Raw genomic sequence first — 13,164 nt, forward strand, 5'->3', positions numbered from 1 at the left:
CGACCGCCGAAATCCGCTGCGCTCACGACCGCCGAAATCCGCTGGACTCGAGGCCCGCCGCCGAAGCACCGCCGCGCTCAGGGCCGCTGGGATCCGCGCAGGCGTGCACCCGCGGGCAGGTCGGAGAAGTAGCGTGCGGCGTTCGGGAAGGCCAGGGTGGGGCCGCCCGACTCCGGGTCGTAGACCGGCATGATCGGTTCGATCACGGGGGTGGCCGCGAGAATGTCGGCGGTGGAGCCGAATTCGGCCAGGGCGACCAGCTGCGACCAGGTGGGCGGGAGCAGCACGTCCAGACCGGACCGCCAGCGTTCGATGGCCTCGGCGGGGGTGGACCAGGTGACGACCTCCGCCTCGGAGGTGGCGTCGTCGGCCTGCTGCCCCTCGGGCAGCACCGCCACGAAGAAGTGGGTGTCGTAGCGGCGCGACTCCACCTCGGGGGTGATCCAGTTCGCCCACGGTCGCAGCAGGTCGGCGCGCAGCACCAGCCGCTCGCGGGTGAGGAATTCGGCGAAGGACAGTTCGCGACGCTCCAGCCGGCCGCGCGTCTCGGCGTAGACGGCGGTATCGGCCACCACGGTGTCGGCGGTCGGCCCGGCCAGCAGCACCCCGCACTCCTCGAACGTCTCGCGCACCGCGGCGCAGACCAGCGCCTGCGCCCGTGCCGCGTCGGCGCCCCCGAAACGCGCCGCCCACCAGGCGGGTTCGGGTCCGGCCCAGTCCAGCGCCACGGCGGCGTCGGTGGCGTCCACCCCGCCGCCCGGGAAGACGGTCATCCCGGGCGCGAACGCCATGGCGCTCACCCGGCGCTGCAGGAAGACCTCGGGTCCGTTCGCGCCGTCTCGCACCAGCATGACCGTGGAGGCGTCCCGGACCGGCACCGCGATCGGCTGCTCGCCGCGCGCAACTGTCTCGCTCACACTCCGCACCCTAACGTTTGCTAGGTCGGCGCGACAGGGCGGTGCCGATCCGGCACCCGGTCGACCAGCCACACAACACCGAACCGGGCATCCGGCCGGACCGACACCGAGCCGGTCGCCAATCGGCCGGTCGCATGGCGGCCGATCGGTTTCGCGGCCGGTCATACAGCGCCGATTGGCACCGGACCTGCCGAACCACCCGGTTGCACCTGCTCGGTCAGCCTGCTCGCACAAGGTCGGTACCTGCTCGCACAAGGTCGGTGCGGGGTCGCTCCACGCCGGTCGGGCCTCAGCCGGACAGCCGTACGGTGCCGGTGCGCGTTTCGATCGTGTACGGCGCGTCGGGATCGGGGCGGTGCGCCCAGGTGCCGTGCACCGCGCCGGTGCGGAAGTCCTGGACCTGGCTCGCGATGCCGTCGGCTTCGGTCCAGGTCACCAGGAAGACCCCGGCCTCGAGGGCGACCACGGTGGCCGGGACGGTGGTGGCTGACCGATCCGCGCCGCGGCGGATCACGGATGCGGCGTCCGCGGCGAACGCGAGTGTCACCGCGGGGCCGGAGTCGTAGCGCACCCGCACGGTCTTGCCGGCGAGCGTGACCGGCAGCGTGGCCGTGGCGACGCCCGCGGGTGTCGCGGTGGCCGTGGCCCGCTGGGGTGGCGGCGGATTCGCCACGCATGCGGCAGCACCCAGGAGGACAACGGCGAGCACCACCGAGACGAGAGTTCGACGCAACGCTGCTCCCTCCGTCCGCGACCCGACCTCCGGCCGCCGCACCGCGCTGAGTGTTCGCCCCGGGATGGAAAGCGGGGCATTGCGCGCTGCCCACCCTGTTCGACGCGCCCCGATCATGTTGCGGACAGTTTGCCCGCCGGGAGGTTCGCGGCGCAGCGAACACTCGTCACCGAATCGGACGAATGCCCCGAACGCCGTGAGCATGACACCGATTCACCAGCCGCGTAACCGAATCGGAGCAAGTGAAACGCACACGTGAGGCGTCACCCGCCGACCACTCAGCGGGTGCGGTGCCGCCCGAAGCGCTGACTGCGGCGCGCGAAGTAGCGGCCGTCGATGCGATCGAGGGTGATGGACTGGCGGAAGGCCTCGCTGAGGTTGTCGGCGGTGAGCACATCCTCGAGCAGTCCCTGCGCGATCACCGCGCCCTCGTTGAGGAGCATGCCGTGCGTGAAGCCCGGCGGAATCTCCTCGACGTGGTGGGTGACCAGCACGGTGGCGGGCGCGTCGGGGTCGGCGGCCAGGTCGCCCAGGCGTTCCACCAGTTCCTCCCGGCCGCCCAGGTCCAGACCGGCGGCGGGTTCGTCGAGCAGAAGCAGTTCCGGATCGGCCATGAGCGCGCGGGCGATGAGCACCCGCTTGCGTTCGCCCTCGGAGAGGGTGCCGTAGGCGCGGTCGGAAAGGTGTTCGGCGCCCAGGCTTTCCAGCACGTCGACGGCACGGTCGGTGTCCATGTCGTCGTAGCGCTCCCGCCAGCGGCCCATGACCGCGTATCCGGCCGAGACCACCAGGTCCGACACCTTCTCGTCGAGCGGGACCCGGCTGGCCACGGCCGCCGAGGAGAGTCCGATGCGGGGGCGTAGCTCGCTGATGTCGACCCGGCCGAGCACCTCCCCCAGCAGGTTCGCCGTCCCCGAGGTGGGATACATCTCGGCGGCGGCCATGCGGAGCAATGAGGTCTTCCCGGCGCCGTTGGGGCCGAGCACCACCCAGCGTTCGTCGAGTTCCACCTGCCAGGTGACCGGCCCGACGAGGGTGTGACCGGAACGTCGGACGGTGACGTCGTTGAAGTCGATGAGCAGATCGGGATCCGGTTGCGGCACGGGCTCCATCTTGTCTCACGCCCCACGCCGCGCGTCAACGTGGTGGGCGATCACCGGGCGCGTGTCACAGTCCGCTGGGCCGCCGATCGCGGTCGAATTCGTCGGCGGGACGGTCGAATTCCCAGCGTTGCGCACGTTCCCGCATTTCCAGGCCGTCGAATTCCGACGGCCGCCGGTCGATGCGCGGTCGGCGGAACATGCGTGCCAGAATCAGCGCCGCCGGAATGGACAGCAGCACCCACACGATAAGAATCACCAGCAGAGTAGTCATCTCCGTGTTTCCTCCCGCGGAAACTCGTGCCCCGATCCTTGCCCAGCGGTACGGCGAAGTCGATACCGGCAGCACACATAGGCCAGTGTGGAGACCATTCGGTTCATCGCTGGGACATCGGCGCGGCAATCGCGCAACGATTCAACGTCCCTCCGCGCGGCGATGTTCCGTCACCGTCCCGGCACCGCGATCACCGTCATCGACCCCGGAGCCACCTCGGTGAATCCGGCATCGCGGACGGCGATCGCACCGCCCTCGGCCACGCGCTGTCGCAGCCGTGCCCAGCGATCGGGATCGGCGTCCGCCACCGCGCAGCGGAAACCGCACTCGGACCAGGCGTACACCCGCTGCACGGGCAGAGCCCCGGCGAGCAGCATGCTCGCGTGTCCCACCTGCGCGGCGGCCTTACCCACGGACATACCCAATTCGGCGTTCACCCATAGCACCGGATACCTGTCGTCGAGATCGCCGGGTTCGTCGAGGGGCAGTTCGGTGCCGCCGATCTGCAGGCGCTTGATCCGCGCGTCGATCGAACCGACGGGTCCTGGCACCAGGGCCCGCGCCTGCGCCCCGTCGAGATCCACGGTCACCCCGTCCACCTCCTGGGCGGCCAGCCAGTGCGCGCCGCGGGCCCGGCGAGCGACCTTGCGGATCCGCGCCCGCTGCCACGCCAGATACCGGTCCGCCCACGGCCCGTCCGGCCCCACCCGTTCGTCGAGACACAGCGCGACCGTCGCGGCGGCGGCAGCGGCCAACACGGCGGCACGGCGGGGCGGATCGGCCTTCGGGATATGCAATACCAGTTGCATGGCCTGGACCAGCGCCGGATCGTCGGGATCGCCCGCGCCGCCGTAACCGCGCGCCAATTCCGCGTGCCGCACCGCGAATTCCGCGAATCCGGATGCTGATTCGATATCGCACACATCTTCGGTCACCGATCCACTCTGCTCGAGAATGCCCGGCACCGCCAACTCGCCGTCCGTCGAGCGCATTTCCCTCGAGTGCATTGTCGATGTGCCGGGACGGGACTACGGGACGCGCACGGTGAGCGTGAAGCGCTGATCCGTGTCGGAGGGTTCCTCCCACGACCGGGCGTAGACCAGTTCGAGGGTGGCGGTCCCCGGCCGCTCCGCGCGGAACGCCCACGTCTCGGTGCCGCCCTTGCCGGGCATGGCGGGGCCCGGATCCGCTCGGTAGTCCGGCTCGCCGTCCTGGAGCAGGATGTCCTGATCGAGTCGCACCATCGCCCAGGACGCTCCGGTGGACGGATTGGACGGCAGCCGCACCAGCAGCCGCTGCCCGGTCAGCAGGTCCAGTTCGGTGCCGTTCGCCGACTCGTCGACCGTGACCGGACTCGGCGCGGGATCGGGCGCGGTGGTGGACGCCGCGGCGGTGCTCGGCGCGGTGGTGCGCTGCGCCGTGGTCGCTGCCGGGTCGGAGTCGCCGGACTCGGTGGAACAGCCGACGAGTACCAGGCCGAGCGCCACTATCGGCAGGAGGCTACGCATGACGCGAGCCTACTGGCGAATCCCTGGCATACCGGCTACCGACGCGGGCGCGTCAGCTGTTGAACCGACGCGGGCGCGTCAGCTGTTGAGCGGTACCCGGCGCAGCATTCCGTCGCGGGCGTCGGCCGCCTCCACCTCGTCGCGGGTGACGCCGAGAATGAACAGGATCGCGTCCAGGTACGGATGCGACAGCGCCGCGTCCGCCACCTCGCGCAGTGCGGGCTTGGCCTGGAAGGCGATGCCCAGCCCGGCGGCGTTGAGCATGTCGATGTCGTTGGCGCCGTCGCCCACCGCGACGGTCTGCTCCATGGCCACACCGGCCTCGGCGGCGAAGCGCCGCAGCGCCACCGCCTTGGCGGCGCGGTCGACGATATCGCCCACCACCTTGCCGGTGAGCTTGCCGTCGACGATCTCGAGCGTATTGGCCTGCACGAAATCGAGTTCCAGCTCGTGCGCGAGCGGTTCGATGACCTGGCGGAAGCCGCCGGAGACCACGCCGCAGCGGAAGCCGATGCGGCGCAGCGTGCGAATGGTGGTGCGCGCACCGGGGGTGAGTTCGATGCGGTCGGCGACCTCGTCGATCACCGCGGCGTCCAGCCCGGCCAGCGTCGCCACCCGCTGGCGCAGCGATTCGGCGAAGTCGATCTCGCCGCGCATGGCGGCCTCGGTGACCTGGCGGACCTCGTCCTCGACGCCCGCGTGCGCGGCCAGCATCTCGATGACCTCGCCCTGGATGAGGGTGGAGTCCACGTCGAAGACGACGAGCCGCTTGGAGCGGCGCGCCAGGCCCGCGCGCTCGACCGCCACATCCACGCCCGCCTTCACGGCCACCGCGGCCAGCCCGGTGCGCAGCCGCGTCTCCGCCATGCCGGTGTCGACCGCGTCGGACGCCGACTCGACCACGGCCGGTCGGCCCGCGCCGCCGATCGGCACCGCCACGGCGTCCGCGGACGGCACCGTCACCATGAGTTCCAGCCCGGTCACCGGATAGTCGGCGATACCGCGAATGGAGTCGATATTGACGCCCTGCCCGGCCAGTTCCCGCGAGATGGCCCCGAAGGCGCGCGCGGTGACCGGGCTGCCGAGCACCACCACGGCGTGGGTGGACAGCTTCGCGCCCGAGACGTTGTTCGCGCCGATCTCCACGTCGACATGCATGCCGACGGTGGCCATGGCGTCCTCGAGCTGATCCTGCAGGGCCTCCGGATCGCTGGGACACGTCACCAGCACCCCCAGGGTCAGGCGGCCGCGGATGACGACCTGCTCCACGTCGAGCAGGCTCACGGAGTTGTTCGCCAGTGCCGCGAGCAGCACCGACGTCACGCCCGGCTTGTCGGGTCCGGTGACCGTGACCAGAACCGTCGTGTCAGACGTGCTCAATCGAAACTCCGTTCTCGCGTATGACCTGACCGTCGGCACGCGACGGGCCCGCTCATTCTTCCAGGTCCCTCTCCGACGGCCCGCGCCGACCACGGCCCCGGTGGTGGGTATCACGCACGCGCCGCCCGCAATACGATCGCCCGATGTGGAGATTGCCCGATCCCGATCCCGGCGCACCGGGGTCGCTGCCGGATATCCTCGCGCGGCGGCGGACGGTGCGCGAGTTCACCCCCGACCCGGTCGCGCGCGCGGCGCTGGCCGACCTGCTGTGGTCCGGGCAGGGTGTAGCGGGGACGGGCCGCACGGTGCCGTCGGCGGGAGCGCTGTATCCGGTCGCGCTGCGCGTGGCCGTGAGCCGGGTGGACGGCCTGGATCCCGGCGTCTACGAGTATGTGCCGCAGTCGCACGGCCTCGTCCGCACCGGTGACCGCGAGGTGCGGGCCGCGCTGGCCGAGGCCGCGTTCGGCCCGCAGCCCTGGCTGCGCGACGCCGCGCTGGTGGTGGCGGTCGCGGTCGACATCGACCGGGTGCGAGCGCATTTCGCCGAGCAGCCGCCGACGGGTCGGCGCGGGGAACGCTACGCCGATATGGAGGTCGGGCACGCCGTGCAGAACATGTGCCTACAGGCGACGGCGCTGGACCTCGGCGCGGTCTTCGTCGGCGGCTTCGACGAGACACGCCTCACCGCAACCCATCCGGAACTGGTGCCGGCGAATCACCGGCTACGCGGACTGCTCGCGGTCGGACGGGCGGCGGCGCAGCGAGAGTGAGGCCGCGCTCGGCGGGGCCGCCGCCGCAACGCGAACACGGCGGCCGTCCGGGGACGGCCGCCGCGTTACGGTCTCGCTGGCTGCGGGGTCAGACCTTCGCCGTCTCCTTGACGGTGTGCGCCTTGCCGCCCCAGCCCACGTGTGCCTCCGCGCGCATGCGGTCGATCATGTGCGGGTAGTGCAGCTCGAACGCCGGGCGCTCGGAGCGGATGCGCGGCAGCTCGTAGAAGTTGTGCCGCGGCGGCGGGCACGAGGTCGCCCACTCCAGGGAGTTGCCGTAGCCCCACGGATCGTCCACCGTCACCACCTCGCCGTAGCGGTAGGACTTGAAGACGTTCCAGATGAACGGCAGCATCGACGCGCCCAGGATGAAGGCGCCGATGGTGGAGATGGTGTTCAGCGTGGTGAACCCGTCGGTGGGCAGGTAGTCGGCGTAGCGACGCGGCATGCCCTCGTTGCCCAGCCAGTGCTGCACCAGGAAGGTGGTGTGGAAGCCGACGAAAGTGGCCCAGAAGTGCCACTTGGCGAGCCGTTCGTCCAGCATGCGGCCGGTCATCTTGGGGAACCAGAAGTAGATGCCCGCGTAGGTGGCGAACACGATGGTGCCGAACAGCACGTAGTGGAAGTGCGCCACCACGAAATAGGTGTCGGACACGTGGAAGTCCATCGGCGGCGAGGCCAGCAGGACGCCGGACAGACCACCGAAGAGGAAGGTCACCAGGAAGCCCACCGAGAACAGCATGGGTGATTCGAAGGTCAGCTGCCCTCGCCACATGGTGCCGATCCAGTTGAAGAACTTCACGCCGGTGGGCACGGCGATGAGGAAGGTCATGAACGAGAAGAACGGCAGCAGCACCGCGCCGGTGGCGTACATGTGGTGCGCCCACACCGCGATGGACAGCGCGGCGATGCCCAGCGTCGCGTACACCAGCGTGGTGTAGCCGAAGATCGGCTTGCGGCTGAACACCGGGAAGATCTCCGACACGATGCCGAAGAACGGCAGCGCGATGATGTACACCTCGGGATGCCCGAAGAACCAGAACAGGTGCTGGTAGAGCAGCGTGCCACCGGAGGCCGGGTCGTAGATGTGGCCGCCGAGGTGCCGGTCGTAGGCCAGCGCCATGAGCGCGGCGGTCAGCAGCGGGAAGGCCAGCAGCACCAGCACCGCGGTCACCAGGATGTTCCAGGTGAAGATCGGCATGCGGAACAGGGTCATACCCGGGCAGCGCAGGCAGACCACCGTGGTGATCATGTTGACGCCACCGAGGATGGTGCCCAGACCGGACACCGCCAGACCCAGGATCCACAGGTCCGCGCCGACGCCGGGCGAGTGCACGATGTCCGACAGCGGGGTGTAGGCGGTCCAGCCGAAGTCGGCCGCGCCACCGGGGGTGATGAAGCCCGCGGTCGCCATGGTGCCGCCGAACAGGTACAGCCAGTAGCTGAACGAGTTCAGGCGCGGGAAGGCGACGTCGGGTGCGCCGATCTGCAACGGCAGGATGATGTTGGCGAAGCCGAACACGATCGCGGTCGCGTAGAACAGCAGCATGATGGTGCCGTGCATGGTGAACAGCTGGTTGAACTGTTCCGGCGACAGGAACTGCAGGCCCGGACGGGCGAGCTCGGCGCGCATCAGCAGGGCCATCAGGCCGCCGATGAGGAAGAAGGACATCGCCGTCACCAGGTACATGACGCCGAGTGTCTTCGGGTCTGTCGTGGTGACCATCTTGTAGATGAACGAACCCTTGGGACCCACACGGGGCGGGTATGGCCGAGCCGCTTCCACTTCATGGACTGGGCGTGGCTCTACGGCAGTCACTGAACCTCCTGACAGGTGCCTTCTGGTCGTTCGTCGCGGTTGCTTCCGGCGTCGGCGTTTTCACGCACACGCGAACGACGGGTGGCTTGCGCTGTTGTGAATCGTAAACCGTGCTGTCGCAGCGGTCGCGGCCGGTCCTACTCTCTGTCGTATTTCCCCTGGGGGCGGTCGAATCGCGGCGTGGCGGCGGTGGGCGCGCCGTCGAATCTTCGTGCTGGCCAGAGCGTCGCGATTGGGCCCGCTGTTCCGCGCATGTACGCTCCTCCGCATGTCGGTGCGCGAGTCCGCTTCCACCCGAAACCCGTTCGCCTCCTCCCCCGCTCCCGCGCGGCGGCTGCGCATCTGGGGGGTGGCACTGGCCGCCGCCGCGGCGCTGCCGACCGGTCTGTTGACAGGTTGTGCCGAACCGGCCGACGACACCTCCAGCGCCATCGTGCGCACCACCACGAATATCGCGGGCGCGGGTGTGGTCGGCCTGGAGCGCGATACCCGTACCGCGTGCGCGCTGCCCACCACCGCCGACCCGGCCGCGGGCGAGTCGAGGTCCGTGGACACCACCACCGGAACCGTCGAGGTGCCCGCCGATCCGCGACGCATCGTGGTGATCTCCACCCCGGCCCTGGACGCGATCTGCGCGCTGGGGCTGTGGGAGCGGGTGGTCGGCGCGGCCACCGTCACCGGTCCCACACCCCAGCCCGCCTACCTGGGTACCGGCATCTCCGAGATCCCCGCGGTCGGCATGGTCGGCACGCCCGACCCCGCGCGGATCGCCGCGCTGGATCCGGACGTGATCGTCGGCGGCTCGACCGACGGCGCGAACTACGATGCGCTGCGCGGCATCGCGCCCACCGTCCTGGTCTCCGGCGACGGCGGCTGGCAGCGGCAGTTCTCGGAGATCGCCGCGGCGCTGGGCCGGGAGCGGGCCGCCGACCAGGTGCTCGCCGACTACCGCACCGCGGCCCGCGACACCGGAAACGCGGTGGCCGCCAGCCTGACCCAGGCGTCGGTGGTGCGCTTCCGCGCCGACGACCTCCAGGTGCTCGGCGGGGACAGCTTCGCCGGACAGGTGCTGGGCGATGCGGGGGTGCAGCGGCCGACCGCACAGCGCGGCGCGACCTTCGAACTGGCGGATGTGGCGTCCCAGGAGAATCGGGACAAGGTGGAGGGCGACCTAATCTACGTCATGTTCGACGGGCCCGAGGGTCGTGACTTCGGCGAATCGCTCATGCGCGGCGACGACTGGAAGGAACTCGCCGCGGTCGCCGACAAACGCACTTTCGCCGTCGACGACGTGATCTGGCACGGCAGCGGCGTGACCGCGGCGCGGGCCCTGCTGGAGGACATCCGCAACACCCTCAACGGCTACGTGACCGACTGACCTCGCCCGTGGTGCCGGATGGATTCACCATCCGGCACCAGGCACACCCTCGACTACGTGACGCAACAACTGATTTCGCGAGGATCGGGGTAACTCACCGGGGACGCCCAGCATCGGGTCGGCTCCCATCCGCCGGCACGGGTGCCCGACCCATCACGGCACTCAGCCGCCCGCTGAATACCCGGAGAGGCGGGCGAGCTCTAGAACTCCCAGTCCTCGTCCTCGGTGTTGACGGCCTTGCCGATCACGTAGCTCGAACCCGAGCCCGAGAAGAAGTCGTGGTTCTCGTCGGCATTGGGCGACAGCGCCGACAGGATGGCCGGGTTCACATCGCACTCGTCCTTGGGGAACAGACCCTCGTAGCCGAGGTTCATCAGCGCCTTGTTGGCGTTGTAGCGCAGGAACTTCTTGACGTCCTCGGTCAGGCCGACCTCGTCGTAGAGATCCTGGGTGTACTCGACCTCGTTCTCGTACAGCTCGAACAGCAGCTCGAAGGTGTAGGACTTGAGCTCGTCCTGTTCGGCCTGGGAGACCTGCTCCAGGCCCTTCTGGTACTTGTAGCCGATGTAGTACCCGTGCACGGCCTCGTCGCGGATGATGAGGCGGATCAGGTCCGCGGTGTTGGTGAGCTTGGCCCGCGAGGACCAGTACATGGGCAGATAGAAGCCGGAGTAGAACAGGAAGCTCTCCAGCAGGGTGGAGGCCACCTTGCGCTTGAGCGGATCGTCGCCCTGGTAGTAGTCCATGACGATCTGCGCCTTGCGCTGAAGATTGGGATTCTCCTCCGACCAGCGGAAGGCGTCGTCGATCTCCCGGGTGGAGCACAGCGTGGAGAAGATGGAGCTGTAGCTCTTGGCGTGCACCGACTCCATGAAGGCGATATTGGTGAGCACCGCCTCCTCGTGCGGGGTGAGCGCGTCCGGGATGAGACTCACCGCGCCGACCGTGCCCTGGATGGTGTCGAGCAGCGTGAGGCCGGTGAAGACCCGCATGGTCAGCTGCTTCTCGTGGGGGGTCAGCGTGTTCCACGACGGAATGTCATTGGAGACGGGTACCTTCTCGGGCAGCCAGAAGTTGCCCGTCAGTCGGTCCCAGACCTCCGCATCCTTCTCGTCGGGCACGCGGTTCCAGTTGATCGCCGACACCCGATCGATCACCTTGGTCACACGCATCGTCGTATGCGTCTCAGAGGTCACGCCCGTTCACTCACCCTTCCCAGCTCACCGGATTCTCTTGCCCTGGACACTACTACTTGTGGCGGACAAAGTATTACAGCACAAGGTGTTGTGTCGTTCGGTGTCCTGGGGTGATAGCCGAGCGGCCACCCGTGCACTCTGTCACAGCACCTTCGGGCGGCTATCGGCGGGACCGCCCGAAGGTTTGCCGATCGGATGCCGGGCGCTCAGATGCCCAGCACCAGCTTGGCGGTGCTGAAGTAGATGATCAGCCCGGTCGCGTCCACCAGGGTGGTGACCATCGGGGCCGAGATGACCGCGGGGTCGATGCGCAGCTTCTTGGCCAGCAGCGGCATGGTGCCGCCGATGGTGGCCGCCCACGCGCAGATGAGCACCAGCGTAATCCCCACCACCGCGGCGATTTCCATGCCGACGAAGAGTCCGCCGATCACCACGCCGATCAGCGCCAGCATGGTGCCGAGCAGCAGCCCCACCCGGCATTCGCGCCACACCACCCGGAACAGATCCGAGCCCCGCACCTCACCCACCGCCACCGCGCGCACACAGGAGGTGGCGGCCTGCGCGCCGGCATTGCCGCCCGCACCGATGATCAGCGGGATGAACAGCGCCAGATGCGCGGCCTGTTCGAGGGTGCCCTCGAACAGGTCGGTGACCGAGACCGTCAGGGTGGCCGCCACCAGCAGCAGCGTCAGCCACATGGCGCGGTAGCGCGCCAGCTGGAAGACGCCCGCCGCCATGTAGTGCCCCTCCCAGGGCGCGGCACCGGCCTGGCGGGCCACGTCCTCGGAGTCGGCGGCCTCGATGACCTCGATGGCGTCGTCGATGGTGAGCAGGCCGACGAGACGGTCCTCGCTGTCCACCACCGGCAGGTTGATGAGATTGGCCCCCTGCATGAGGCGGGCGGCCTTCTCCGCCGAGTCGGTGGCGCGCACGAACACCGGTTCGGCCGCCACCAGATCGGCGATCATGGCGTCCGGGGAGGAGAGCACCAGATCGCGCAGTTCCACCACGCCGATGATGCGGCGGCCGCCGTCCACCACCGGCAGGGTGTAGACGGTCTCGGCGTTGCCGCCCTTGGTGCGCACCCACTGCAGCGCCTGCACGACCGGCAGATTACGCGGCAGCGCAACGACTTCCGGCGTCATGTAGTAGCCGACGGACCCCTCGGGGTAGCCGAGCAGCTGCGCGGTCATGCGCCGTTCGCGCGGGCTGAGGCCGGCCAGCACCTTCTTGGCGACCTTGGCGGGGGCCTCGCGCAGCATGCGGGCGCGGTCGTCGGGATCCATCTCCTCGACCAGCTCCCGGAAGCGCTCGTCTCGCAGCCCGCTCAGAATCTGCTGCTGGTCAACGGGTTCCAGCTCCTCGAAGACGTCGAGGGCACGGTCCTTGTCGAGCAGCCGGAACACCATCCCGGCGGTCACGGCGTCCATGCGGGCGAGTTCGTCGGCGATCACGTGCGGGGCGTGATCGTCCAGCCACTCCAGGGTGGGGCCGACGCGATGGGGGTCGACGATATCGCGCAGCGGGACATAGGGCGCGCGGTCGTCCTCGTGCGCGGAGGCGGACTGCTGCGCCGGAACATCTTGCGCGGCAGCGTATTCCGATCCGTTCTCGCCGGTGCGGGGACCGTTCTCGCGGTCGGGCAGCATGCCGTCGGATGCGGCCCGCATGTGCGCGCGACCGGGCAGCGCGAGGTCGCTGCCGAGCGATGCGGCTTCGCGGTCGGGCAGCGCGGTCTCACGACCCGGCCGCGCCGTATCGCGGTGGGTCGGCGCCGGGTCGCGGTAGGGCGCCGCCGACGCGCACGGGGGCGATACCGCCTCGCGATCGGTCAGCGGGGTGAATGCGGGCAACGTCGACGGAGCGACGTGCAGATCTGTCTGCGTCATGACGGAACCTCGGCCGGGCAGGCGAGTAAAGGGGGTGAACGAGGGCATACACCTGGTTTCACACCGCGAGGCACCGACCCGACCGCGGCAGTCCTACTGCCCTATCCGCGGAACGAGGGGACGGCGCCGCGCGGCCTTCGACTGGGGGGTTCGCTGCGCATGCAACCCACCTCCTCCATCGTCGCCGTGCACCGTCAGAG

General features: G+C 69.5%; 12 protein-coding genes. 2 read left to right on the top strand and 10 right to left on the bottom strand.

Annotation, left to right across the window (positions count from 1 at the left end; all coding sequences use genetic code 11):
• Positions 1-77: 77 nt before the first annotated feature.
• From QMO76_RS18985 to serB, 7 genes are all read right to left on the bottom strand, one after another.
• Positions 78-917, bottom strand: a complete 840-nt coding sequence (locus QMO76_RS18985; RefSeq protein ID WP_372342011.1) for an NUDIX hydrolase — start codon at positions 915-917, stop codon at positions 78-80.
• 289 nt (positions 918-1,206) lie between these two features.
• Positions 1,207-1,650: a hypothetical protein gene (locus QMO76_RS18990; protein WP_306362652.1), complete on the bottom strand. Its 444-nt coding sequence runs from the start codon at positions 1,648-1,650 to the stop codon at positions 1,207-1,209.
• Positions 1,651-1,928: 278 nt separating this feature from the next.
• Positions 1,929-2,762: an ABC transporter ATP-binding protein gene (locus QMO76_RS18995; protein ID WP_282785336.1), complete on the bottom strand. Its 834-nt coding sequence runs from the start codon at positions 2,760-2,762 to the stop codon at positions 1,929-1,931.
• A gap of 55 nt (positions 2,763-2,817) precedes the next feature.
• The gene (locus QMO76_RS19000; protein WP_306362653.1) at positions 2,818-3,024 is read right to left on the bottom strand and encodes a hypothetical protein; all 207 of its coding nucleotides are present in this window, start codon (positions 3,022-3,024) and stop codon (positions 2,818-2,820) included.
• A gap of 170 nt (positions 3,025-3,194) precedes the next feature.
• Positions 3,195-3,959 carry a peptidyl-tRNA hydrolase gene (locus QMO76_RS19005; protein ID WP_372342018.1) on the bottom strand — a complete coding sequence of 255 codons (765 nt, stop codon included), beginning with the start codon at positions 3,957-3,959 and terminating at the stop codon, positions 3,195-3,197.
• Between the two features lie 93 nt (positions 3,960-4,052).
• Entirely contained in the window at positions 4,053-4,532 is a 480-nt protein-coding gene (locus QMO76_RS19010; RefSeq protein WP_306362655.1) for a protease inhibitor I42 family protein, read from the bottom strand.
• 78 nt (positions 4,533-4,610) lie between these two features.
• Positions 4,611-5,912: a phosphoserine phosphatase SerB gene (gene serB / locus QMO76_RS19015; protein WP_306362656.1), complete on the bottom strand. Its 1,302-nt coding sequence runs from the start codon at positions 5,910-5,912 to the stop codon at positions 4,611-4,613.
• Between the two features lie 143 nt (positions 5,913-6,055).
• Here serB and QMO76_RS19020 point away from each other — a divergent pair, with 143 nt between their 5' ends.
• The gene (locus tag QMO76_RS19020; RefSeq protein ID WP_306362657.1) at positions 6,056-6,682 is read left to right on the top strand and encodes a SagB/ThcOx family dehydrogenase; all 627 of its coding nucleotides are present in this window, start codon (positions 6,056-6,058) and stop codon (positions 6,680-6,682) included.
• Between the two features lie 88 nt (positions 6,683-6,770).
• On the opposite strand, the gene ctaD is transcribed toward QMO76_RS19020, so the two are convergent.
• Positions 6,771-8,501: a cytochrome c oxidase subunit I gene (ctaD, locus tag QMO76_RS19025; protein ID WP_306362658.1), complete on the bottom strand. Its 1,731-nt coding sequence runs from the start codon at positions 8,499-8,501 to the stop codon at positions 6,771-6,773.
• Positions 8,502-8,769: 268 nt separating this feature from the next.
• Here ctaD and QMO76_RS19030 point away from each other — a divergent pair, with 268 nt between their 5' ends.
• On the top strand, positions 8,770-9,879 hold the full coding sequence (locus tag QMO76_RS19030; RefSeq protein WP_306362659.1) for an iron-siderophore ABC transporter substrate-binding protein: 1,110 nt from the start codon (positions 8,770-8,772) through the stop codon (positions 9,877-9,879).
• 200 nt (positions 9,880-10,079) lie between these two features.
• Here the strand turns inward: QMO76_RS19030 and nrdF are convergent, their stop codons facing one another.
• A complete protein-coding gene (gene nrdF, locus QMO76_RS19035; protein ID WP_244961326.1) occupies positions 10,080-11,045 on the bottom strand; it encodes a class 1b ribonucleoside-diphosphate reductase subunit beta in 966 nt (321 codons plus the stop codon).
• Between the two features lie 236 nt (positions 11,046-11,281).
• Complete coding sequence (gene mgtE, locus QMO76_RS19040; protein ID WP_306362660.1) at positions 11,282-12,964, bottom strand: magnesium transporter; 1,683 nt, start codon at positions 12,962-12,964, stop codon at positions 11,282-11,284.
• Positions 12,965-13,164 lie beyond the last annotated feature (200 nt).

The sequence above is a fragment of the Nocardia sp. CC227C genome (assembly GCF_030767025.1).
Lineage (GTDB): Bacteria > Actinomycetota > Actinomycetes > Mycobacteriales > Mycobacteriaceae > Nocardia.